Origin of the sequence: Streptomyces sp. NPDC007205, from assembly GCF_040634095.1 — a bacterium.
Lineage (GTDB): Bacteria > Actinomycetota > Actinomycetes > Streptomycetales > Streptomycetaceae > Streptomyces.
On sequence record NZ_JBEYEW010000005.1, the window covers coordinates 109,160 to 133,316 of the forward strand.

Annotated in this window: 17 protein-coding genes and 1 pseudogene; 5 read left to right on the forward strand and 13 right to left on the reverse strand. The window is 71.1% G+C overall.

The genetic code is table 11. The annotated features are described in order from the left end of the window. Positions 1-108 precede the first annotated feature (108 nt). The 3 genes from ABZ624_RS11470 to ABZ624_RS11480 form a co-directional block, all read right to left on the reverse strand. Entirely contained in the window at positions 109-786 is a 678-nt protein-coding gene (locus tag ABZ624_RS11470) for a hypothetical protein (protein ID WP_360085495.1), read from the reverse strand. A gap of 741 nt (positions 787-1,527) precedes the next feature. Continuing rightward, the gene (locus ABZ624_RS11475; RefSeq protein WP_360085498.1) at positions 1,528-3,219 is read right to left on the reverse strand and encodes a DUF885 domain-containing protein; all 1,692 of its coding nucleotides are present in this window, start codon (positions 3,217-3,219) and stop codon (positions 1,528-1,530) included. 52 nt (positions 3,220-3,271) lie between these two features. Continuing rightward, positions 3,272-3,757: an Lrp/AsnC family transcriptional regulator gene (locus ABZ624_RS11480; RefSeq protein WP_360085500.1), complete on the reverse strand. Its 486-nt coding sequence runs from the start codon at positions 3,755-3,757 to the stop codon at positions 3,272-3,274. A gap of 60 nt (positions 3,758-3,817) precedes the next feature. Between ABZ624_RS11480 and ABZ624_RS11485 the strand changes: the two genes are divergently transcribed. Next, positions 3,818-5,017, forward strand: coding sequence for a PLP-dependent transferase (locus ABZ624_RS11485; RefSeq protein ID WP_360085503.1), 1,200 nt, complete (start codon positions 3,818-3,820; stop codon positions 5,015-5,017). Positions 5,018-5,130: 113 nt separating this feature from the next. On the opposite strand, the gene ABZ624_RS11490 is transcribed toward ABZ624_RS11485, so the two are convergent. From ABZ624_RS11490 to ABZ624_RS11505, 4 genes are all read right to left on the reverse strand, one after another. Further along, a complete protein-coding gene (locus ABZ624_RS11490; protein ID WP_360085506.1) occupies positions 5,131-6,567 on the reverse strand; it encodes a GNAT family N-acetyltransferase in 1,437 nt (478 codons plus the stop codon). A 132-nt stretch (positions 6,568-6,699) separates the two neighbouring features. Beyond that, complete coding sequence (locus ABZ624_RS11495; RefSeq protein WP_360085509.1) at positions 6,700-8,283, reverse strand: alkaline phosphatase D family protein; 1,584 nt, start codon at positions 8,281-8,283, stop codon at positions 6,700-6,702. A gap of 554 nt (positions 8,284-8,837) precedes the next feature. Then, the gene (locus ABZ624_RS11500) at positions 8,838-9,668 is read right to left on the reverse strand and encodes an alpha/beta hydrolase (protein WP_360085512.1); all 831 of its coding nucleotides are present in this window, start codon (positions 9,666-9,668) and stop codon (positions 8,838-8,840) included. Between the two features lie 104 nt (positions 9,669-9,772). Then, on the reverse strand, positions 9,773-10,426 hold the full coding sequence (locus ABZ624_RS11505) for an NAD(P)-binding domain-containing protein (protein WP_360085515.1): 654 nt from the start codon (positions 10,424-10,426) through the stop codon (positions 9,773-9,775). A 122-nt stretch (positions 10,427-10,548) separates the two neighbouring features. Here ABZ624_RS11505 and ABZ624_RS11510 point away from each other — a divergent pair, with 122 nt between their 5' ends. Next, entirely contained in the window at positions 10,549-11,436 is an 888-nt protein-coding gene (locus tag ABZ624_RS11510; protein ID WP_360085517.1) for an RNA polymerase sigma-70 factor, read from the forward strand. 192 nt (positions 11,437-11,628) lie between these two features. Then, on the forward strand, positions 11,629-12,390 hold the full coding sequence (locus ABZ624_RS11515; protein ID WP_360085520.1) for a GntR family transcriptional regulator: 762 nt from the start codon (positions 11,629-11,631) through the stop codon (positions 12,388-12,390). Between the two features lie 133 nt (positions 12,391-12,523). Here ABZ624_RS11515 and ABZ624_RS11520 read toward each other — a convergent pair whose 3' ends face one another. Then, positions 12,524-13,681: an ROK family transcriptional regulator gene (locus ABZ624_RS11520; RefSeq protein ID WP_360086046.1), complete on the reverse strand. Its 1,158-nt coding sequence runs from the start codon at positions 13,679-13,681 to the stop codon at positions 12,524-12,526. 529 nt (positions 13,682-14,210) lie between these two features. Between ABZ624_RS11520 and ABZ624_RS11525 the strand changes: the two genes are divergently transcribed. Then, positions 14,211-14,651, forward strand: a complete 441-nt coding sequence (locus ABZ624_RS11525; protein ID WP_360085523.1) for a hypothetical protein — start codon at positions 14,211-14,213, stop codon at positions 14,649-14,651. On the opposite strand, the gene mug is transcribed toward ABZ624_RS11525, so the two are convergent. Further along, complete coding sequence (gene mug / locus ABZ624_RS11530) at positions 14,629-15,153, reverse strand: G/U mismatch-specific DNA glycosylase (protein WP_360085526.1); 525 nt, start codon at positions 15,151-15,153, stop codon at positions 14,629-14,631. The genes ABZ624_RS11525 and mug overlap by 23 nt on opposite strands. A 44-nt stretch (positions 15,154-15,197) precedes the next feature. Continuing rightward, on the reverse strand, positions 15,198-16,640 hold the full coding sequence (gene purB, locus ABZ624_RS11535; protein WP_360085529.1) for an adenylosuccinate lyase: 1,443 nt from the start codon (positions 16,638-16,640) through the stop codon (positions 15,198-15,200). 898 nt (positions 16,641-17,538) lie between these two features. On the opposite strand from purB, the gene ABZ624_RS11540 reads away from it, so the two are divergent. Beyond that, on the forward strand, positions 17,539-17,862 hold the full coding sequence (locus tag ABZ624_RS11540; RefSeq protein ID WP_360085532.1) for a hypothetical protein: 324 nt from the start codon (positions 17,539-17,541) through the stop codon (positions 17,860-17,862). Between the two features lie 492 nt (positions 17,863-18,354). Here the strand turns inward: ABZ624_RS11540 and ABZ624_RS11545 are convergent. From ABZ624_RS11545 to ABZ624_RS11555, 3 genes and pseudogenes are all read right to left on the reverse strand, one after another. Next, positions 18,355-18,921, reverse strand: a pseudogene (locus ABZ624_RS11545) (ISKra4 family transposase); the annotation flags it as partial. Positions 18,922-19,366: 445 nt separating this feature from the next. Continuing rightward, entirely contained in the window at positions 19,367-19,816 is a 450-nt protein-coding gene (locus tag ABZ624_RS11550) for a hypothetical protein (protein ID WP_360085535.1), read from the reverse strand. Between the two features lie 69 nt (positions 19,817-19,885). Continuing rightward, positions 19,886-23,863: a nucleic acid/nucleotide deaminase domain-containing protein gene (locus ABZ624_RS11555; protein ID WP_360085538.1), complete on the reverse strand. Its 3,978-nt coding sequence runs from the start codon at positions 23,861-23,863 to the stop codon at positions 19,886-19,888. Positions 23,864-24,157 lie beyond the last annotated feature (294 nt).

Consider the following 24,157-nt stretch of genomic DNA (forward strand, 5'->3'; position numbering starts at 1 on the left):
GCCGGCCGTGTCGCGCGGCATTCCCGGACGGCGGTCATGTCCCGTCTGCCAGCATGGGCGGGGTGCAGCGACCTCGCCCGCCGGGAAAGCCATTCGGGCTGCCGGCCGTCACGGGGCCGCCGTGGCAGGGGCCCCGCTGCGGCCGCCCGCCGCGATGACGTACAGGCTGAGCAGCAGCGACCACGCGGGGAAGACCAGCTCCGCCCAGGGGACGTTGGATGCGGCGAAGAGCAGCGTGAGGGCGGTCAGAAAGCCCAGGATCGAGAGCCAGCGGGGCAGGACACCCAGGCGGTGGCCGATCATCGACAGGGAGGAGACGAACACGGCCGCCATCCGCGTGGCGTACTCCGTCATCAGGGTGTACGCGAAATGACGGCCGAAGTCCCAGGTGGACAGGTCCGGCGCCGTGCCGGTGGGGTGCCCGACCGCGAGGACGGCCTGCACGACCGCGGCGGCGCCGAACATCGTGGCGGTGAAGACGAGGCCGCTGCCGAGGAAGACGGTGGCGAGGAACTTGTCCTCGGCCGCGCCGACGTACGCCCGTACCGCGCCGACGAACCACAGGAAGAAGATGCCGGCGAACGGCACCAGCACGAGGGCGGCATGCAGCGCGTCACGGCGCCCGGCGTCCGTGAACCCTCCGGCGGTGACCGCGTCGGCCCCTTCCGGAATGCCCAGCCGGAGCAGGACGATCGTCGCCGAGAGCAGCAGCGCGAACACCACTCCCGCCAGCCCGGCGACCCCCGGCGTCTCCAGCACCCGTCGCCGCTGTCCCTGCTGCCGCATTCCGGCCCGCCTCCTCCGCACCCGCCTCCGGCACCAGCTAGCCGCCGCCCGGCCGCCCGCGCCACCTGGGGGCGGCCGTACGGCCGAGGGCGCCGTCCGGCGGAACAGGCAGGGGGCGGACCCAGAGCCGCCGGCACCACCGGAGCCGGGACCCGGTACCGTCCGCGAGGCCGCCAAGCGCGTCCCCGGCCGGCGGCATGACGACGTGCACTCGCCCCCGCACCGGAAGCGCCCCCGGCGCCGCAGACCGGGCCCACCCGCCCGCCTGCGGGACGCTGCCCACGGCGGGGCGGTCTGAGGTCGGGCTCCGAGCCGGCGTCGCCCGTGTGCGTTGCCGGAGCGGGGGCGGCGGGTGGCGCTGCAGGCCGGGCCCATCCGTTCCGGCCTGCGGGACGCTGCCCACGGCGGGGCGGTCTGCGGTCGGGCTCCGAGCGGGCGTCGCCCGTGTGCGTTGCCGGAGCGGGGGCGGCGGGTGGCGCTGCAGGCCGGGCGGATCCGTTTCGGCCTGCGGGGCGCTGCCCACGGCGGGGCGGTCCGCGGTCGGGCCGGGCCCGGTTCCCACGTGGCCGTGCCCGCATCAGACCCGATGTGCCCGTGCCCGCCCCCGCACCTCGCACGTTCCCGGCCCGACACCCTCCCGTGGCCGCCCCCGCACGTTCCCGGCCCGGCACCCTCCCGTGGCCGTGCCCGCTCCGGGCCTGCGAGCCGTCCCGTTCCGGCAGCCGTGCTGGGCGCCGGGGGTCAGAGCCCGGCCAGCTCGTCCACCAGGTCGTCCAGTCCCAGCGAACCCTGCGACAGCGCCGCCATGTGCCAGGCCTTCAGGTCGAACGCGTCGCCGTGCCGCTCACGCGCCTTCTCCCGGCCCAGCAGCCACGCCCGCTCGCCGAGCTTGTAGCCGATCGCCTGGCCCGGAATCGTCAGGTACCGGGTCAGCTCGCTCTCCACGAAGTCCGCCGGCCGGCTGCTGTGCGCGCCGAAGAACTCCTGCGCCAGCTCCGGCGTCCACCGCTCCCCGGGGTGGAACGGCGAGTCGGCGGGGATCTCCAGCTCCAGGTGCATACCGATGTCCACGATCACCCGCGCCGCCCGCATCATCTGCGCGTCCAGATAGCCGAGCCGCTCCTCCGGACCCGTGAGGTAGCCGAGCTCGTCCATCAGCCGCTCCGCGTACAGCGCCCAGCCCTCGGCGTTGGCGCTGACGATGCCGACCGTCGCCTGGTAACGGGAGAGGTTCTCCGCGACGTGCGCCCACTGCGCGAGCTGGAGGTGGTGGCCGGGCACGCCCTCGTGGTACCAGGTCGAGACGAGGTCGTAGACCGGGAAGCGCGTCCGGCCCATCGTGGGCAGCCAGGTGCGGCCGGGACGGGAGAAGTCCTCCGTCGGTGGCGTGTAGTAGGGGGCCGCCGCGCCGCCGGGCGGAGCGATGCACGACTCCACCTTCCGCACCCGCTCGGCGAGTTCGAAGTGGGTGCCGTCCAGATCCTGGATGGCCTTGTCCATCAGGGCCTGCAGCCACTCACGGACCTCGTCCACGCCCTCGATGTGCCGGCCGTGCTCGTCGAGGTGCGCGAGCGCCACCCACGGCGTCCCGGCGCCGGGCAGGATCTTCTCCGCCTCCTGCTTCATCTCGCCGAGGATCCGGTGGAACTCCGACCAGCCGTACGCGTACGCCTCGTCCAGATCCAGATCGGTGCCGTTGAAGTAGCGGGACCAGCGCGCGTACCGCTCGCGGCCCACCGTGTTCGGGGTGCCCTCGATCGCCGGCGCGTACACGTCGCGCAGCCAGTCCCGCAGCTCTGTCAGGGCGCCGGTCGCCGCGCGGGCCGCCTCGTCCAGCTCGGTGCGCAGCGCCTCGGGCCCGGCGGCGGCGAAGTCCTCGTACCAGCCGCGGCCCTTGCCGTCCGTGTCCGTCCACTCGGTGAGCTGCTCGATGTATGTCGCGGTCGGCCGGGGCGCGGCGAACAGCTTGCGGTCCAGGCCCAGTCGCAGCGATTCCCGGTAGCCCGCGAGTGCGCCCGGCACCGCCCGCAGTCGCTCGGCGATCGCCGCCCAGTCCTCCTCCGTCTGTGCCGGCATGATCGTGAAGACATCCCGCACCGCGTGGCCGGGCGTGTCCATGTTGCCGACCCGGCGCAGGTGCTCCTCCGCGTCGTGGACGGCGAGTTCGGCGGTCAGCCGCTCCCGCAGCAGCCGCCCGCAGCGCCGCTCCACGTCACTGTCCGCGCCGGGCTGGCGCTCCGCCTCGTCCAGTTGCGCGAGGGTGGCCCGGGTCAGTGCCGCGAGGGACTCCCGGCCCGCGGGCGAGTAGTCGGGCAGCCGGCGCGAACTCTCCTCCACACCGAGGTAGGTACCGGTCACCGGGTCGAGGGCGATGAGGCCGTCCACGTACGCGTCGGCCACCTGACGGGGCAGTGGGCTCTTGGTCTCAGACATGCGGCCATCCTCGTACGCGGAGGATCACCGCGTCACCCACGTTCGGGGGGATTCAGCTCTGGGCGTGGCCGGGAGGCAGCAGTGGTCCGCACTCCCACTGCTGGAAGATCAACCGGGTCTCCACCCGGGCCACCTCCCGCCGTGCGGTGAACTCGTCGAGCACCAGTCGCTGCAGATCCGCCATGTCCGCGACGGCCACATGCACCAGATAGTCGTCCGGCCCGGTCAGATGGAACACCGACCGTGCCTCCGGCAGTGCCCGGATCCGCTCCACGAACGGCCCCACCAGCTCCCGCCGGTGCGGCCGCACCTGTACCGACAGCAGCGCCTGGAGTCCGCGCCCGAGTTTGGCCGGATCGAGCCGCAGCTGATGCCCGAGGATCACGCCCGAGCGGCGCAGCCGGGTGACCCGGTCCAGGCAGGTCGACGGTGCCACGCCCACCTGCACGGCGAGATCGCGGTAGGTGGTCCGGGCGTCGTTCTGCAGCAGCCGCAGCAGATGGAGGTCCACCGGATCCAGTACGACAGATTCGGCCATTGGCCGAACGTAGCACGGTGTTCGAATTTCGAGAACCGTTCGATGTTCACCCTTCCGCCCATGGAGACAGCGAGCACCGGTGCCTACGACGACGTACGCACCGCATCGAGAGCCCTGGCCACAGAAGCCGTACACGCCGGCCGCGACGATCTCGCCCGCCAGGGCCTGCACGCCCCGCCGATCGACCTGTCCACCACCTACCCCTCCCACGACAGCCGTGGTGAGGCCGCCCGCATCGACTCCTTCGCCACCGACGGCGCCGACCCGTCCGGTCCGCCGATCTACGGCCGTCTCGGCAACCCGACCGTCGCCCGCTTCGAGACCGCACTGGCCCGGCTGGAGGGCACCGAGTCCGCGGTCGCCTTCGCCAGCGGCATGGCGGCGCTCAGCGCGGTCCTGCTCGCCCGGTCCGCCATGGGCCTGCGCCATGTGGTCGCGGTCCGGCCCCTGTACGGCTGCAGCGACCACCTGCTCACCGCCGGGCTGCTCGGTACCGAGGTCACCTGGACCGATCCGGCCGGCATCACCGACGCGCTGCGCCCGGACACCGGGCTCGTGATGGTCGAGTCCCCGGCCAATCCGACCCTCGCCGAACTCGACCTGCGGGCCGTCGCGCACGCCTGTGGTTCGGTCCCGCTGCTCGCGGACAACACCTTCGCCACACCCGTGCTGCAACGCCCGGCCGAGCACGGCGCCCGGGTGGTGCTGCACAGTGCCACCAAGTACCTCGGCGGGCACGGCGATGTGCTGGCCGGAGTGGTCGCCTGCGACGAGGAGTTCGCCGGGCGGCTACGGCAGATACGGTTCGCCACCGGTGGAGTGCTGCATCCGCTGGCCGGCTATCTGCTGCTGAGGGGCCTGTCCACGCTCCCGGTCCGGGTGCGGGCCGCGTCCGCCAACGCGGCTGAACTGGTCCGCCGGCTCGCCGCCGACCCGCGGGTGGCCCGTGTCCACTATCCGCGGATCGGCGGCGCGATGATCGCCTTCGAGGTGCACGGTGACCCGCACGAGGTCATCTCCCGGGTCCGGCTCGTCACCCCGGCGGTGAGCCTCGGCAGCGTGGACACGCTCATCCAGCACCCCGCCTCCATCAGTCACCGCATCGTCGACGCCGACGACCGGCGCGGGTCGGGGGTGAGCGACCGGTTGCTGCGGCTGTCGGTGGGGCTGGAGGACGTGGACGACCTGTGGGCGGACCTCGACCAGGCGCTGGGGGAGCCTGTCCGGACGCCGGTGCCGCTGCGGGAAGCGGTGCGCTGAGGGGCGGCGGCCGGTGGTGAGTGCCGGTGAGCCGGGCACCGCCGTCGTGGCTGAGCGCCGTTGCGGCGGATCCACCGTGCGGCTGCTGTGACGGTGCACCGGCCCATCGCCGGTCAGTCGCGCTTGGCCGGGTCGCCGGCGCGGCGCAGACCGGTGCCGTACGGCGGGTGCTGCGCGGCCGGTGTGGGGCGCAGGCGGGCCGTGATGACCAGCGTGCCCTCCTCGATCTGGTAGTCCAGGGGCAGCCCGAGGCCGCGCATCGCGGCGACCATGCCGGTGTTGGACGCCTGCGTCACGGCGTACACGCTCTCGCAGCCGGCCTCCACGGCCATCGCCACCAGCCGGTCGAGCAGCTCACCGCCGATGCCGCGCTGCTGCCAGTCGTCCTCGATCAGCAGCGCGACCTCGGTCTCGTCGCCGTCCCAGAGCAGATGCCCGAGGCCGACGATGCGTCCGGAGGTGGTCTGCGCCGCCAGCGTCCGGCCGAAACGGGGGCTGAGCAGGTGGTTCAGATAGCGGGCCGCGTCGCCGACCGGGCCGTGGTAGCGCAGCCCGAGGGTACGCGGCGAGCACCGCTCGTGCATCTCCTTCGCGGCGGCCAGATCTCCGGTGTCGACCCGGCGGACGGTGATGTCGTTGCCCTCCGGCAGCGTCAGCACGTCCCTGCCGCCCGGGACCCGCGGACCGAGCCGGTTGTCCAGCTCCACCAGCGCCCGGGCCCGCGCGAACTCGGTCGGCGTGAACGGCAGATACGGCCGCTCCACGGTGAGTACCCCGCCCTCCGGGGCCGGCAGCCGCATCACGGTGTCCTCCAGCACTCCCTCGCCCGGCACCGGCTCCGGTCCGCGGCCACCGCCGACCGGTGTCCCGGGCAGTGAGCGGATCGTGCACCGGCCCAGCAACTGGCGCAGAGCCAGCGGTAGTTCGGCGGCGTCCAGCGCGGTGCGCGCGGCCAGGCCGAGCACCCGGGTGGGGGCGTCGACCAGGTCATGGGCGTCGGCCCGCTCGATCCAGGTGGACGCGCCGCCGGCCAGCGCGACCACCCGGGAGATCCCGGCCGCAGCCAGCGTGCCGGGCGCCCGCAGCAGGAACTCGTCCACGGTGCCGTCGGCCAGCGGGTGCGTCTGCAGGCTCAGGATGTCGACGCGCCGCTCGGCCAGCGCCGTGCACAACGCCGCCAGCGAGCCGGGCTCGTCCTTCACCGTGGTCCGCATCCGCCACAGCACGCCGGTGCCGGCCACGTCGTCCGCGGTGTCGTCCGGCCGCGCCGAGGGCCCGGCCGACCGCGTCTCGGCGGTCGGCCGGGCACCGGTATCACCGGTCGGCGGTGCGTGTCCGTGGCGCCGTGCCCACCAGGTGTGGAAGCCGGCCGTCGCGGCCAGCGCGAGCGCCGAGATCACCAGCAGCGCGGGACCGTCGGGACCGTGCCCGACCAGGTTCGCCACCGCGTCGGCGACCGCGACGGCCGTGAACAGGGCGGCGAGTTCCACGAGGTCCCGCCGCCAGTGGTGCACGGGGCGGCCGTGCTTCGCCCGGGTCACATTCGACATGTCTGGAGTCATGCAGCCACTGTGAAGGAAGGGTGTTGCGTGATCACGAACGGTTTGTGACCGATGAGTAAAGCATGCTCCGTCCCTTTTGTTGGATTTACATGGTCGGGTCGCCCCGCACCGCCGAGCTCCCTACTGGCCGACCCGGCCCGGCTGGAGCGTCTGCGTGAACAGCACGGTGCCGTCGTACTCGCGCAGCCGCACCGTCAGCTCGCCGCTGTCGCCGTCGATGTCGACCTCGCCGAAGAACTGATAGCCCTCGGCCGGAGACACGTTGGCGGCGGTGGGCGCCTTGACGAACACCCGGTCCGGACCGAACGTGCCGTCGAGCGCGCTGGCCGGGAAGGCACCGGCGTTGAGCGGTCCGGAGACGAACTCCCAGAACGGCTCGAAGTCCTTGAACGCGGCCCGCGACGGGTCGTAGTGCTGAGCGGAGGTGTGGTGCACGTCGGCCGTCAGCCACACCGTGCCGGTGATCCGCCGGTGCTTGATGAACCGCAGCAGCTCGGCGATCTGCAGCTCGCGGCCGAGCGGAGCCCCCGGGTCGCCCTGCGCGACGGCCTCGAAGTTCGGTTTGCCCTCCACCGGATCGGGCACGACGAGGCCGAGCGGCATGTCGTTGGCGATCACCTTCCAGACCGCACGGGACTTCGCGAGCTCCCGCTTGAGCCACTCCAGCTGCTCGCGGCCGAGGATGCCCACCGGGTCCACGGCCTGGTCGTCGGGGGAGTTCGCGTTGCGGTAGGTGCGCATGTCGAGCACGAACACGTCGAGCAGCGGACCGTGGTGAACGACCCGGTAGATCCGGCCGTCCGGGCGCTCGCTGATCGTCGGGATCGGGAAGTACTCGGAGAACGCCTGCCGGGAGCGCAGCGCCAGGTCGTCGAGCCTGGTGCCGGCCGGGTAGGGGGTGCCGGCGCCGATGACCTCGCCCGGGTACCAGTTGTTGCGGACCTCGTGGTCGTCCCACTGGATGATGTTCGGCACCTGGGCGTTGAACCGGCGCAGCGCCGTGTCCAGCAGGTTGTAGCGGAAGTTGCCCCGGTAGTCCTCCAGGGTGATCGCGACGTGCGACTTCTCCTCGGTGGTGACGTTCCGGTACACGCTGCCGTCGGGCAGGGGCGCGGTGGCCGCGATCGGACCGTCGGCGTAGATGTTGTCACCGCTGCACAGGAAGAAATCCGGGTCGACCTTCGCCATGGCGTCGAAGATGCGGTAACCGCCGATCGACTCGTTGATGCCCCAGCCCTGTCCGGCCAGGTCGCCGGACCACACGAACCGCACACCCTGGCGCCGCTCGGCGGGCGCGGTGCGGAAGGTGCCGGTCACCGGCTCGCCCGTGCGGCGCGGGTCGTCCGGGTCGGCGAGCAGCACGCGGTAGTGGATCTGCTCGCCCGGCGGCAGGCCGTGCAGCCGGGTGGTGCCGGTGAAGTCCGTGCCGGAGCCCAGCAGCGGGCCGTGCCATCTGCGCGGGTCGCGGAACGACTCGGTGGCCGAGGTCTCCACGATCATCCGGGCCGGCCGGTCCGAACGCACCCACACCAGACCGGAGTCGGCGGTCACATCGCCCGCCTGCACGCCCCAGTCCGCCCGGGGGCGCCCGGAGCGGGCGAACGCCGGGGCCGCGCCGAGGCCGACGGGCAGGGTGAGCGCCGCCGATGCGGCGAGGGAGCCGCGCAGAACGCTGCGGCGGCCGGGGAACGGACGGTCTGACATGGCTGCGCCTCCAGGGACGGGGTCCGGCCAGTGTGCAGAGCCACACCTACTGGGACGCTGCGGCGCGCACGGAAACCCGAAGTGAACAACGGGGCTTGAGGCCGTGTCCCCGGGCGGGGGCGCCCTGGTCCCGCCCGGCCCGGGGAGTGGGCAGAACAGGCCGGTGCGCGGCTAGTGGGGGGACGTCGTGTCCGGCCTGACGGAGGGATCCGCCGGATCCGCGCCCGCGCCCACAAGCGCAGACGTCGCACACAGCTCACACAGCGCATCATGCAGCGCGCCCGACGGCCGGGCCCAGCCCCTTCGGCGAGGCGACACCGGTGGCCGGCCCGGCCCTTCCGCCGAGGGACACCGGTGCCCAGCCCGGTCCCATCGCCGAGGCGACACCGGCGGCAGACCCGGCCCTTTCCGTGAGGCGGCAAGCCGGTGGCCGGCCCGGCCCTTTCGGTGAGGCGGCAGGCCGGTGGTCGGCCCGCGTCGTCAGCGACGGGCTCGACACCGGCGGCCCCGCTCGCCGCCCTCCGTGCGCCGACGCCCGGCCGCCGTGAGCCGGTTCAGCGGCTGCCGTCCAGGATGACCCGGGCGACCAGCGCCGGATCGTCGTTCATCGGGCAGTGTCCGCAGCCGGGCAGCCGTACCAGCCGGGCGTGCGGGATCAGCTGCTTGGCCCGTACGCCCTGACGGCGGACGAGGAGCCGGTCCCGGCTGCCCCAGGCCACCGTGACCGGCAGGCCCGGCAGCGCGTCGGTGAACCGCACGGTGGCGCCCGCCCGCAGTGTCGCCTCGAACCCGGTGGCGCCCACCAGCGCGAGCGTCTCGGCGACCACAGCCTCCGGGTCGCGGCGTGCCGGGCGGGCATAGATGGTGCTGGTCAGCGCGGTACGGCCGGCCGCGGTACGCGAGAGCCGCTCCACCAGCGGCAGCGGCAGCCGCTGGGCGATGCCCCGCATCGCGAGCAGCACCGCGAAGGCGTACCGGCGCTCGGCCTGCGTCCAGAACCCGGCCGGGGAGAGCGTCGTGACGGAGCGTACGAGCTTCTCCCGGCCCAGCTCCAGGGCGAGCAGGCCGCCCAGTGAGTTGCCCGCGATGTGCGGGCGGTCCAGTTCCAGCGCGTCGAACAGGGCGCGGAGGACGGAGTTGGTGGTCGGCAGGTCGTAGGCGAGGCCGTCCGGCAGCCCCGGGGACGCCCCGAAGCCCGGCAGGTCGACGGCGATGACGTCGCGCTCGGTGGCGAGGATGTCCACGACCGGGTCCCAGGCCTGCCGGTGATGGCCGATGCCGTGCAGCAGGACCAGCGGTTCACCGCGTCCCACGCGCGCGTAGGACACGGCCACGTCCTTCGGGCCATGGGGAGTGGGGACCTTGAAGGAGACGGTGGCGGACATGGGGGTGCTCCTCGTCTGGGTGCTGACGGACGCCGTAGACAGCTTGTCAGCAATTACTACCGGCCGGTAGCCCTCGGCCGGCGTACGTCCCGCTGCCGGGGCCGTCAACCCGCCCGGCGCACCTCGATGTTGAAGTCCGCGGTCCCGAACTGCCGCATCATCGTGAGCCACAGCGGCAGGTACATCTCCATCGCCCGCGCCGCGCGGATCCCGCCCAGGTCGAGCACCCGCTCCGCCGGCCACCCGAACTCCCCGAGCAGATCCGTCACGTGCCGCTTGGCCCCGGCGTCGTCCCCGCACACGAACAGGTGGTGGGCCCCCGGCACCCGCCCCGGATCCACCATCACCTGACAGTTGACCGTGTTCAGCGCCTTCACCACGCGCGCGTGCGGGAAGGCCCGCTGGATCTGCTCGCCGACGCTGTCCGACTCCACCGGGTCCAGACGCGCCTGGCCGTCCTCGAAGGCCAGGGGATTGGAGACGTCCACCACGACCTTGCCGTCGAGCTGCTCCGCACCGGCCGCCCGCAGGGCGTCGAGCGCCACCCGGCCGCCCACCGCGTTGATGACCACCTCGGCCGCGGCGGCCGCCTCCGCGAACGTGCCCGCGCGGGCACGCTCCGCCGCCGCCGTGGCCCACTCCAGCGCCACCGGGTTGTCCTTGACGCGGGAACCGAGGGTCACCTCGTGCCCCAGCTCCACCAGCCTGCCGCCCAGTGTGCGGCCCACCTCGCCCGTGCCCAGCACCGCGTACCGCATCGGCCACCTCCAGGTCACCGGCCGCCGACCCCCGGCGGTCCGCGGTCATTGTGATCCGGACCGGCGCCGGACGGGCCGATTCCGGGTGGACACACCCGGCGCGTGTCGGATGGGATGGAGCGGTGACCGCCGACGCCGCGACCGACCTCTTCGAAGCGCACCGCCCCCTGCTCACGGGGGTCGCCTACCGCATGCTCGGTCGGGTGGCCGACGCCGAGGACGTGGTCCAGGACGCCTGGCTGCGCTGGTCCCGCGCCGACCGTGCGGAGATCCGCGAACCACGCGCCTACCTGGTGCGCATCACCACCCGCCTGGCCATCGACCGGCTGCGCCAGGTACAGGCACGGGGTGAGGCGTACGTCGGCCCGTGGCTGCCCGAGCCGTACCTCACCGAGTTCGGCGACGCCGCCCCGGACGCGGCGGACCGCGCCCTGCTCGCCGACAGCGTCTCCCTCGCCGTCCTGGTCGTCATGGAGTCGCTGTCGCCGCTGGAGCGGGCCGTCTTCGTGCTCAGGGAGGCTTTCGGCTACCCGTACGCCGAGATCGCCGCCCTGCTCGACCGCGCTGAGACGGCGGTACGGCAACTCGCCGGGCGGGCGCGCCGGCACATCGACGAACGCCGGCCGCGCTACGAGGTCGACCCCGCCCGGCGGCGCGAGCTGACCGAACGTTTCCTCGCCGCAGCGGGCGGCGGAGACCTGGAAGGGCTCATGGCCCTGCTCGCCCCGGACGTCCGTCTGGTCGGCGACAGCGGCGGCAAGGCCAAGGCGCCGGTGCGCATCCTGCACACCGCCGACAAGGTCGGCCGCTTCCTCATCGCCGTCGCACAGCAGCAGCTCCAGGCGGAGCCGTCGTACCGCTTCCTGGAGACCAACGGCGGTCCGGCGCTGCTGATCCTGTCCGACGGCAAGCCCGACAGCCTGGTCCAGGTGGACGTCGCCGACGGCCGCGTCACGACCGTGTACGTCGTCCGCAACCCGGACAAGCTGCGGCATCTCGCCGACGGCTGAACCCCACGCGCCCCAGGAGCCCCCGTCCCGCGACGGGGGCTTTGCCGCGACGTCAGCCGCGCGTTGCCCAGGGGATCGAGGATTGGTCTTGACCAAGGGTGAAGGCCGCCCTATGGTCGCAGAGAAGTGCAACAACCTTTAATAAACAAGGGCGCTAAAAACCGCCGGACCACGGCTCTTGCGGAGGACAGGGTGGGGACCACGCAGCTGGAATCGGTACCGGAACCGAAGTACTGGCATCTCAAGACCGTGCTCACCGAGGCACTGGACTCCGAGTTCTCGGTCGGCGAGATCCTGCCCAACGAGCGCGACCTCGCCGCCCGCTTCGGCGTGGCCCGCGCCACGCTCCGCCAGGCCCTCGAACAGCTGGAGCTGGAAGGCCGGCTGCAGCGCCGCCGCGGCGTCGGTACGACCGTCGCACCCCCGCGCGTGGGCGTGGCCGTCGGCACCGAGCAGCACGCCTGGCCGGGCGCCGCCTCGGACGCCTGGCAGCCCCTCGACTGCGACCAGGCGGTGCCGCCCGCGGCCGTCGCCACGGCGCTGGAGACCGGCGCGGGCGAGCCCGTCCACACGGTGCGCCGCTCCCGGATGTCCCACGGCCAGCCGGTCGCCACCGAACTGCTCTACATCCCAGCGGCCTCGGTGCCCGACCTCACCGCGATCGACGCCCCGTCCGGCCCCGCACGCGCACGTGCGGTGCTGCGCGAACTCCAGCACCTGACGCTCGAGGGCCAGGACCGCGCCGTCGAGCTGGGCTCCGCCCGCGCGGACGACGCCAAGGAACTCGACCGGCTCCCCGGCTCGCCCGTCCTGGTCGTCACCACCCGCTTCTTCACCGAGGGCCGCACGGCAGCCCTCTCCCTGGCGACCTACCGCGCCGACACGTGCCGGCTCACCTTCGGTGAATCGGCCGGGGTGGAAATACACCACGACCCCCAGCGCCAGGCTTCCTGATGTCCGGGTGACTCCGCAGCGCCGGGGCGGAGGCACCGACCCAGGGGCGCGGGGCTGTATCCGGTGTGCGGCTCCGCCGCGCGGGCGCGACCAGCCACGACGGCGCCGCAGAAGCTGGATGGCCCGCGCCCCCTCAGCGCCGTGCAGTCGCCGTTCCGTCCAAGGCGAACAACTGCTCCTCCACATGGTCCAAAGCCAAGCGCAGTGCCCCCGTGGCCACGGCCGCCTCACCCAACAGTGACAACGCCACCCGCGGCGGCCGCAGGCAATAGCGGGCCAGTTCGCGGCGCAACGGCTCCAAGACGCCGTCGAGACCGGCCGCCCAGCCGCCGATCACGACCAGCTCCGGATCGAGTGCCAGCACCAGCGCGGCCACGTCGTGCACGAGCCGCTGGATGAACCGCTCCACGGCGTCCCGCGCCCGCTGGTCGCCCTGCCGGGCCAGCGCGAACACCTCGGCGACCGCCTGCTCGTCCAGCGGGTGCAGCGGCTCGTCGGTGGTGGACAGCAGCGTCTCCGGAGTCGCCTCCCGGCCCAGCAGATGCAGCGCGCCGATCTCCCCGGCCGCCCCGCCGAAGCCGCGGTGCAGCCGACCGCCGATCAGCGCACCCGCGCCCGGGCTCAGCCCGGCCAGCACGAACACCACGTCGTCCGACTCGGCCGCCGCGCCCTTCCAGTGCTCGGCGACGGCCGCCGCGTTGGCGTCGTTCTCCACCAGCACCGGGCACTTGAAGGAACGGCTCAGCCGCTCACCCAGCCTCAGCCCCGTCCACTGCGGCAGCGCCGTGCCCAGCCGTACCGTGCCGTCGGCCTCCACGATCCCCGGCGTGCCCACGCCCACGGCCCGCAACGAGCCGCGGGCGACCCCGGCCCGCCGCAGCAGCTCGGTGACCGCGCCGCGCAGCCTGTCGAGCCGCTCGTCCGCCGTGGCCGTCTCGCCGACCTCCTTGGCCTGCGCGCCCAGCACCCGGCCGTCCAGGTCGGACAGCAGCGCCGCGACCCGGTGCGGCCCGATCTCCAGACCCAGCAGATGCCCCGCCTCGGCCCGGAACCGGAACCGGCGTGCGGGCCGCCCCTGACGGCGCGCGGCGCTCTCGTCGGCGGCCGTCTCCACGACGAGGCCGCCCTCGATGAGCCCTTCGACGACCCCCTCCACCGTCGGCCGGGACAGCCCGGTGACCCGGGTGATCTCGGTGAGCGTCGCGCAGTCCGTGGCACGCAGCGCATGCAGCACCACCGCGGAATTGATCCTTCGCAGCAGCGAGGGATCGCCGCCGGTCAGCTGCCCCACCGTCCGTCCTTCCAGCTCGCGCGCGTGTTGGGCGGATCGTACTCGGCCCGGCGCACCCCGGCGAGTGCCGGGTTCCGCTTCAGCGGCCGCACACCGCGTCTCGACGAACCCGGCCCCCTCCGCCGCGATCACCGCCTGGGTACGGTCGCGCGCGCCGAGCTTGACCAGTACGGCGCTCACATGCGGCTTCCCCGTGTCCGTGGCCACCACCAGCGCGCGGCGATCTCCCCCTTCGACAGCCCCCGCCCCATCAGCCGCAGTACCTCCGCCTCCCCGCCATGGTCGCAGCCGGCACCGACAACGGGCCTCCCTCGCACAGGCGAGACGCTCCCCACCGGCGGGGGAGGCCCCCGACACCCCCGAACCACAAGGCTGTTGCCATGACCAGTATCGACATACGCGGAAGCGTCGCCGGCTTCCTCCCCGACCGAGTCGGCCAAGTCACCCTGCACAGCACCTGGTACGCCCTGCACTGCCAGGACGCCTGACGGCACGCCAATTGTCAGTGGTGCCCGCTTTACTGGATCGCATGGACATCGCGAACCACCTTGCTGTGATCGACCAGCTGTGCGACCGGGAGTTTCCGGCGGAGCACGGCAGGACGGACGTCGGCACGGGCGGGCCCGGGTACCTGATAGCCGAGTTACAGACCAGCGGCGACTTCTACGAGGACGATGGCACTGAGCGGCAGGAGACGGAGGAACAGTACGAGGCGGACCGGGACGCCCTCGGGGAGCGGCTCGCCGAGCGGTGGGGACCGGTCGACGCGTTCAGCCTGTCCAGCACCTTCGAGCGGGCCATGGAAGGGGAGGACGTCGACGAGCCATGGGCCACGCTCGCCTCGCACGTACCCGATGTGCACCTGTGGAAGGCGCCGACGGGCCGCTGGGTCGCCCTGGGCGTGTCCCAGTGGGACGACGAGCTGCCGTTCCAGCTGCTGGCGGTGGTCACGTCCGTCGACCCGCCGTGACCCGCCGAGCCTGCGCAGCGTCCCGCAGCCGGGCGAACTCCTCCGCCATGGTCGCCGTCGTCCAGTGCGCGTTCAGCCCGCTGGGGTTGGGCAGCACCCATACCCGGCTGTCCCCGATGGTCCGCTCCTGCGGTCCGACCTGCGCGGTACGGTCGCCGAAGGCGGCCCGGTACGCGGTCACCCCGACCACGGCCAGCCACCGCGGCTTCAGCCGGGTCACCTTCTCGGTCAACAGCCGCCCGCCCTCGACGTACTCCTCGGCGGTCAGCTCGTCGGCCCGCGCGGTCGCCCGTGCCACGACGTTCGTGATCCCGAGCCCGTACGACAGCAGTTCCCGCTGCTCGGCCGGCTCCAGCAGCCTCGGCGTGAAACCCGACAGGTGCAGCACCGGCCAGAACCGATTGCCGGGACGGGCGAAGTGGTGACCGGTCGCGGCCGTCATCAGTCCCGGGTTGATGCCGCAGAAGAGCACACGGAGGCCGTCCGCGACGACGTCCGGCACGAGACGGTCGCGGGCGGCCTCCAGATCCGCTTTCGTCAGGCGGGTCAGAGGATCGCTCCGGGGGCGTAACCGGCAGCCTCCGGGTGCTGCTTGACGATCTCCTCGATCCGGCCGACGACCACACCGACCTGGTCGGCGGCGGCGCCGGTGAAGGACAGCTTGTCGGCCATCAGCGCCGCGAGCTGCTCGCGGTCGAGGGGGAGCCGCTCGTCGGCGGCGAGCTTGTCGAGCAGGTCGTTGCGCTCCCCGCCCTGCTCGCGCATCGCCAGCGCGGTGGCCACGGCGTTCTCCTTGATCGCCTCGTGCGCGACCTCGCGGCCGACCCCGCCCCGCACCGCGCCCATGAGCACCTTGGTGGTGGCGAGGAACGGCAGATAGCGGTCCAGCTCGCGGGCGACGACGGCCGGGAAGGCACCGAACTCGTCGAGCACGGTCAGGAACGTCTCCAGCAGACCGTCCAGCGCGAAGAAGGCGTCCGGCAGCGCGACGCGGCGCACCACCGAACAGGACACGTCGCCCTCGTTCCACTGGTCACCCGCCAGCTCGCCGGTCATCGAGGCATAGCCGCGCAGGATGACCATGAGTCCGTTGACACGCTCGCAGGAGCGGGTGTTCATCTTGTGCGGCATCGCGGAGGAGCCGACCTGGCCCGGCTTGAAGCCCTCGGTGACCAGCTCGTGCCCGGCCATCAGCCGGATCGTCTTGGCCAGCGAGGACGGCGCCGCCGCCAGCTGCACCAGCGCGGTGAGGACCTCGTAGTCCAGGGAGCGCGGGTAGACCTGGCCGACCGAGGTGAACGCCTGCGAGAAGCCCAGGTGCCGGGCGATCCGGTGCTCCAGCTCGGCGAGCTTGGCCGCGTCGCCGCCGAGCAGGTCCAGCATGTCCTGCGCGGTGCCGACCGGGCCCTTGATGCCGCGCAGCGGGTAGCGGCCGAGCAGTTCCTCGACGCGTCCGTAGGCGACCAGCAGCTCGTCGGCGGCGGTCGCGAAACGCTTGCCGAGGGTGGTGGCCTGGGCGGCCACATTGTGCGAGCGGCCCGCCATGACCAGCTCGGCGTACTCGCCCGCCAGCTTGCCGAGGCGCGCCAGCACGGCCACCGTACGGTCGCGCATCAGCTCCAGCGACAGCCGGATCTGCAGCTGCTCGACGTTCTCCGTGAGGTCACGCGAGGTCATGCCCTTGTGCACGTGCTCGTGCCCGGCGAGGTCGTTGAACTCCTCGATCCGCGCCTTCACATCGTGCCGGGTGACCTTCTCGCGCTCGGCGATCGAAGCCAGGTCGACGGTGTCGAGGACACGCTCGTAGTCGGCGATCGCCTCGTCCGGCACCTCGATGCCCAGGTCCTTCTGGGCGCGCAGCACGGCGAGCCAGAGCTGCCGCTCCAGCTTCACCTTCTGCTCGGGGGACCAGAGCGTGGCGAGCTCGGCGGAGGCGTAGCGTCCGGCGAGGACGTTCGGGATGCGGGGCTTGGCGGGCGCAGAAGTCACGTGTCCAGAGTTTACAGTCCGTCCATACAGGGTTCGTACCGTCCAGGAGCCGTAGGAAACTACAGGTCAACGGGCCCTCCATGGGCCGTCGCGTGCCCGTCCGTGAGACGGATGTGAGACGGCGCCCGGCCCGGTCAGCGCGAGTCCGTGCGGGCGCCCTGACCGGGGTCGCCCGAAGCCGATGATCGTAGCGGGCTTCCATGCGGGGGAGGCCTGGTCGTGCGTCCTGCGGGCTGGTCGTTGTCCTGCCCTCCGACGGGCCGGCAGGTGGACGGCCGGTTCTGGCTGTGACGCCCTGACGGCTCAGGCCAGCCGCTGGAAGTCCTGCCGGATGCCCGGGCGCGCGGCGCCGAGTGCGTGTGGGGCGGTGAGCCGCTGGCCACCGCGACGGCCATTGACTTCGGCGAGCGCGAGACCGATCGCGGCCACTGGTTCCCGCGGGCCTGTCGGCCCTGGGCGCGGCGGGCAGTCCTCGCCGCGCGCAACGACCACCCCGGCCGGTGCGAGCAGTGCACGGACGGAGGAGCGGAAGGAGATCCATATCGACGGCGCGACCGATCAGTGACCAGGAGTGACGTGCCCCGGTCGGGAGGCAAACTCGTCGACCCCGCACGGAGTTTCGTCGGTGCCCTGGTCCAGGGCCGAATGGCCCACACCACCTCCCACTCGTGGCGCGGCCACACGGGTGGTTCTGCGCGGAGCGCCTACGCCGGCGTTCGGCCTCGTGATGCCTTGGCCCACAGGGGATTTGGGTCGGCCGCCGGGTCGGCGCCCCGCGCTCGTTGATCGGACGATCCGGCGTGCCGACGAGCGGATATCGGACATTTGCGCATTAACCTCTCGTCACCTTATGACGTGGCGGAACGCGTACGCGTCCGCTTCAACGCTCGGAGAAGACATGCGCAAGACTCGCAAGACCGCTGTCGTGGCCGTCCTTCTCGCCACCGTCGGCTTCCTCGGCACCGGCACTGCCTACGCCCACGGGCAGGGGCACGGGCAGCGGCACGGGCACGCACAGAAGGGTCAAGAGAGCGAGACGGTCCTCATCAGCCAGAGCACCTCGTGCACGACGGCCGAAGAGAACGTCGACGTACAGGGCGAGTCCGGGGTCGGGAACGGCCAGCAGGGCAATGAGTCCAACGGCAAGGGCTCGCCTGGCACGCAGACCACCAACGTCGGCTCGAGCCTGGGGTGCAACAACACCCTCGTCCTCGGCAAGTAGCTCAACGGGCCCCGGCGCCGAGCCACACGCCCGGCGCCGGGGCGACCGGTGTGAGGCCGCGTGTCGTGAACCGGAGCGCGCGCTCCGCGTCCGGAGCGGAGTCCGGACCGAATACGATGCCGGCGTCGCCCCGGGGGCCGCTGCCGCAACGGCGTCGGGAACCGCCGCGGCACTGTCGCCCACGGCTCGGATCGTGCCGATGGCCAGCGCTGCTGCTCGCAGCGGCTGTGCTCGTCATCGGCTTCACGGCGAGCCAGGTCACCGAGCAGCCGGCAGCAAGCGCGTCACGAGTGTGTCCGGGACAACATCGCCTTCGGCGCGGTCGAGGCGGCATGTGACATCGGAGAGACGTCCGTCACGTCGTCCGCGGCTCCGCGACTCGTCTGGTAGAAGGTCCTCCGGCATCCTGGACAGCGCGGAGGCGATCGACGACAACAACCTGGCCATGCCGGCCGCGAACGCACATGGGTGCGGCTGAAGTGAAGGTCTCGATCAGGCCGTCGGTCTGAATTCGGGCTGGTCGGGGCTGTTGTAGAGCCGTTCGTGCTCGCGTGTGGTGTGGTAGGCCCAGTAGGCATCGAGGTCGTTGTTGGCGGTGAGAGCGCGCAGGCGGAGGACTTCGGCTCCTTCGAGGCCCCAGCGGGCTCCGGTGATGTCGAGGCGGTCGCCGATGAGGTGGGGGCAGGCGCCTCCGACGGCGCCGGTGGCGATGGGCCAGCCGACTTCGAGTGCGGTGTCGTAGCGAAGGTGGCTGGTGAGCTAGCGATCACATGGGGTGACGGCCTCGCGGCGGGCCGGCCCAGGTCTCCGCCTCGTAGCTATCGGGTGGGTGAAAGGCATGGGCGGCGGTCTAGGTGTATTCGGCGACGTGGACGAAGTCGAGCAGGACGTGGACGGTGATGTTGCGGCGTCCGGCTTCGGCGTGGATGAGGCCGAGCTGGTGATGGGCGCCGTCGATGAGGACGATCCATGGACGGTGGTGGTGCGGATCGCGTGCGTGGGCTTGGTCGAAGGCGTCGGTGACCTGTCGGGCGGGCGATTCGCCGAAGCGGTGCACCATGTGTGTCAGGCCCCTCCGAAGCCGGAACAGCTCAGCTTCGGCGGGGCCCGCCGGGCGAGGTCAGTAGTGGGCCATGATCTGTCCACCGGCTACCCGAGGGCTTCGCCAACGCTGGTCAGCTCGCTGTCGGACAAGTCCGACCGTCCCGGATTCCGCACAGGAATCTCGAACCGGGCGAAACTCTATGATCACTCGTAGACGAGACCATTCAGGAACGCTTCACATCACCCGGATGTCGGCGTGTCCGCGGAAAGACGCCTTCGCGCCGCAATCGGAACCTTGACGGCCAGCAGTTCCGTCCAGGCCAGCTGGTCGGGCAGATCACCACGTCATGTCGAGAATGTTATCACACTGCGGTCAGCCCATAGGGCAGCCACGGCGCTCCTTGCGGCATCGCGGCCAGGCTGCCGCCATGGATCGGCCGGGATGATCTTCAGCATGTTGTCACTCACGAGTGTCCGCCCCATGAACGTACACGTCGCCCTCGGCGATGTCGTCGACTTCCTCGGCTCGCACGGCGGAGAAGCCGGCCAGCCGCAGGATCCCGATCAATGCCTTCTGCATGAGCAGAACGACCTCGGCGTAGCGATTCCACTCCGGCGCCGCCCGGTCCTGCCGTTCTGCCACTGCCTGTATACCGGCCTCTGCCAGTTCTGGCGCGTTCCAGCGGACATAGAGGCCCCCGGCGTACTCACCCTGGGTGTCGACTTCCACTCCGGCGCCAGGCTGTTTGGCTACTCCCGGACGCTCGATGTAGGCGGGAAGGCCGGCGCGCTGGAGTTCCTGACAGACCTGGGCTGCGAGGTCGTACCCAGCGGCGATGATTTCCTCCGATGCATACGGGTGACCGTGTGCCTTAGCTTTGGCGCGGATCTCGGGGTCTATGTAGGTCACCTGGCATCTCCTGGTGTGAAGTCATCTCTGTTGACGGGCTCCCCCCTTGAGGGGGGAGCACATCACGCGTCACTCAGACAGACTCGGTTGAGTGGAGCGTGCAAGCCTTCCACCCTCGAATGTGTCGAGCATGTGCTTGATCATTCCGCCTGCGCCGGGTCCGTCTGGGGTTGAGTAGGTTACCGGGATGCCTTCCACGAGAGGAGAGCACTTGGCATTGCAGGGGCTACGTTCGCTGTAGAGTTCCGAGATCTGGTTCTTGTTAAATCCTTTTTCTTCCAGCTTTTTTATGATCAATTCCTCGGAGTGAAGCCCCTGGGGGATATTCGCAAAGACGACAAAGTCGTTCTTCGCGCCGGTGGCCTTAGCCCATCCCGGTACCCTTGCAACCGCGACGTTCCGTCCGAACTTGTACCTGAGTCCGCTGGATACTCGGAACTCGTAGGCAACATGCGCCAATTCCGAACTGCCGTACGGAATTATGTTCTCACACGCGCCGCCGCCAGAGCGTAGCAACGGGGCCATCGCCCGCTTGGTGCACGTCTCGTACAGCTGCTTGAGGAGCCTGGCGCCGATTCCTTCCTTTGTCAGCGGCGACAGACCGTCCAGGCCACGTAGTGCCTTGAAGGCGTCTTCGAAGCCGATGCCTGTCCTGGCGGCAGCATCGAGGGCCTTGACTGCTTTGCTGATATCGCTGAGAGCGCCTCCTACTGGGAAGTAGGTCGCGTAGGCCCAGGCGCAGCCGCTGGCGCTGCCGTGGAAGCATTTCAGCATGTCTTCGGCGAAGAACGAGAACAGGAGCGAGCCTGCCTTTTCGCCGAAGAGGGTCTCCCATCCGGCGCGGGCGATGTCCTCGCCGGAGAAGTGGTGCTGCCAGTTGTCGATCTTGACGTTCTTCAGCGTGGAACGCTGGAGGTACTGCCATGAAGGCTTCGGGCAGCCGTCCGCCGTGGCCTGGGCGTTGTCATCCGTGCACAGGTAGAAGTCGGCCTCGTAGTCCACGACCAGGTTGTAGGTGGCGTCGCAGCCGACGAGCACCGCGTTGGATGGGCACTGCCCGATCTGCTGGGAGCTGACGATCTCCACGGTGGACTGGTCCGGCACGGCGAACACGCCGGGGATACCCGTAGTAGAGCCCTTGGACAGTTCCTGGTTGGCCTGCTCCTTCGCAGCGTTGTCGGCTGCTTCCTGGGCCTCTTGGGCGTATTTGTCGGCGTCCTTGGCGTACTGCTCGGCATCGGTGGCGTCCTTGTCGGCGCGGTCGGCGGCGGCGCGGGCGTCCTTGGCGTCCTGGGAGGCCTGGTCGGCTGCCTGGTGGGCTGCCTGGGCGTCGAGGGCGGCCTGGTCGGCGCTGTTGCGGGCGTCCTTCGCATACCCTTCGGCCCGTCCGGCTGCCGCATCAGCGGCGGCGGCGTCCTCTCCGGCCTGCCGGTCGTACTCCTTTGTCCGGTTCAGGGAGTCGACCGCTGCCGCTGCTGACTTGGCGGCGGCGGCCGAGTAGTCGAGTGCTTGGTTGGCGTAGTCACGGGCGTCCGAGGCGGACTGTGCTGCGTTCGCGGCCGACTGGAGGGCGGCTTTGGTGTCCGCGCCGGCCTTGTCCGCGAGCGCCTTGGCATCGGCGGCTTCCTGTTTGGCGTTCTTCGAATGCGCGTCAGCAACAGCCTTCAACTGCTCCGCAAGGGACTTGGACGCCTGACCGGTCAGGACCACCAGACTCGCGACACTGTCGGTGTCGACGTAGGGGGAGCCAAGTTCGATGGCGTCGTTGGCGGGTTTGACGACCTGCTTCGCCGACTTCCCCGCATCCACCGCCGCCTGCGCCGTGATGTGCGCGTACCCGGCGGCCTTGGCTGCTGCGAGGAGTGCGACCGCCAGGTCCTTCTTCGCCGCGTCCGCTTGGGTCTTGGCGTTATTGGCGTCGGTCTCGGCCTGGTCGGCGAGCCTGACCGCCGCACGGGACTCCGAGGCAGCGTGCTGGGAGGCGGCGATCGCGTCCGCGGTCGATGCGGTGGCGGTACGGACGTCGGCGTCGGCCTTCGCCTTCGCAGCCTGTGCGGCGTCGGAGTCCGCGCGTGCCCGCTTGGCCGCCGCTTCGGCACGGGTTGCTGCGGCGTCAGCGTCTTCGGCTGCCTGTGTGGCGGCGTCGGCGTCGGTCTGGGCTTTCTTCGCGGCTGCTTCGGAGTCGTCGGCGTGTTTGTCGGCGTCGTTCGCGGCCTGCCGTGCGGCGTCAGCATCGGCGCCGGCGTCAAGGGAGTCGGCGTAGGCGTTCTTGGAATCGGCCTTGGCACGGTCGGCATTGGCCTTCTGCTCGGCATCCCACGCGTCGTCCCGCATGGAACGGGCGTGGTCGGCGGCCTTCTTCGCCCCGTCCCGCTTGTCGGATGCGGTCTGCTCGGAGGCTTCGGCCTTGTCCTTAGCCGTCTTGGCCTTGTCCGCCTGGTCCCGGGCGGCCTGCTTGTACTGGTTAGCGTCGGCCTGGTGGGCGGCGGCGTTGGCCTTCTCCGCCTTCGCTGTCTTCTCCTGGGCCTCTGCGTCCACCCGGCGGTCGTGTGCGGTCTGGGCAGCGGCCTTCGCGTTGGCTTCGGCCTTCAGTGTCTCGCCGAGCTTCGTTTTCGCTGTGTCTGCGTCCTGCTTGGCGTTGTCACGGTGGATCTTCGCCGCATCGGCAGCCGCCTTGGCCTGCCACTCGGCTTCCGCGGCCGCCTGCCGGCGGAACTCCGTCTTGACCTGTGCGGCTTGGGCGATGGCCCGCTGGTTGATGGTGTCCGCATCCGACGCGGCGGCACGAGTGGCGGCCTCGGCGGTCTCACCGGCCTTGACCATCGCCGCCAGCGCGGCAGCCGCGCCCTTGGTGACCTGGGCCTTCTGCTGCCCCACCACAAGGCCCCGGCCGCGTGGGGCGCCCATCTTGTCGGCCTTGGCATACGCCTGGTTCAGGCTGGTGTCGGAGTCCTTCGCGGCCTGCTGGGTGATCGTGAGCTGGGCGCGCAGGGCGGCAAGCTGAGCCTTCGCCTCCTTCTGCGCACCAGGGATGTTGGCCTTGGCCTTGTTCACATCACTGGCTGAGGGGGCGGGCTTGCGTTTGGTGTAGTAGTCGAGCCAGCGGGTGGAGTAGTCCGCGATGTAGGACTGGCCGAGGATCTTGCCCAGGGCGAACGTACCCGCCTGCAACGCGTTCCCGGCCTTGTCGTTCGCGGCCAGGATCCCTGCGCGTTCCGGGGACTGGTCGGCAAACTCCTTCTGCCACTCATCCGACGCGGCAGCAACAGCCTTGCCCCACACCTGGTCGGGGTCGACCGGGTTGCGCCACGTGCACGAGGCGAAGCGTTCCTTCAAGTCCTCGACCAGGATCCGGAACTCCGGAGAGCCAGGATCCGGTTCGGTTTTGGGGAAACCGCCGGAGGAGAGGAAGATCCGGGAGTCATCCGCGTACGAGCGGGGCGGCACTTCGGTGGCCTTGGACTTCCAGTCCTTCCACGCGTCCGCTTCCGGCCCGCTGGTGTTGGCGTAGAACTGGTCGCCGAGCTTGATGACCGCAGTCGTGCTGGTCTTGTCGGCGAGCGGGGTGGTGTCGTTGAAGAAGAACGTCACCCCGCCCGTGTACGACTGCCACAGCCACGGCATGAGGCCGGTGTTCTCGAAGATCTTCTCCCGGCCGGTCGGGGCACCGGGATACGACTCCAGTGTCGCGACCGCGCTGGCCCAGGACTGCTTGACGGTGTCGACGTTCTTGCTGAGGGCGTCGCGTGCGTTCTCGTCCTTCTGGAACGCCTTCGCCATCGGCGAGTCCGGGTATCCCCGGTCGGCCATGGGATGAAGCTGAGCGGCGGGCAGATTGATCGACGACTCGGCCAGGTCGAACATGTTCTGGCCGCCCTTGCGCAACGCTTCGGCGGTGATGCACTGGTCCTGGCGGAACTGCTCGGCCGCCTTCCCGTCGAACCCGTCATACGTTCCGGCGACGGTCTTCATGCCGCCCGGATCGTCGGTGACGAGTTCAGGGTGAACGGCAAGGGTCGCGAGCAGGCCGAGCGACGCTATGGACACGACCGGCGTCGCCAGTCTCTTCGCCCATCTGCATCTGCGGAATGGTGGTCTGGGTGGTCTGCGCAGCACGCGCATCCCTCTCTGTGAAGGTGTGGCCCCGTTTTTTGCGGGTCACGCCCTGGGAGGGAAGCAGCCAGCCCCCTCGGGGGTCGGGGAGGCTGGTTGCGCGTGGCGCTTCCCCCACGACGCGCCGGCCCTTCTCCCAGAAACGGACTGGTCAAGTCCATTCGGGGAGCGGATCATCACCATATGCACGCGGCATGCACACGGAGCAAGACCCATACCTGCACAGGA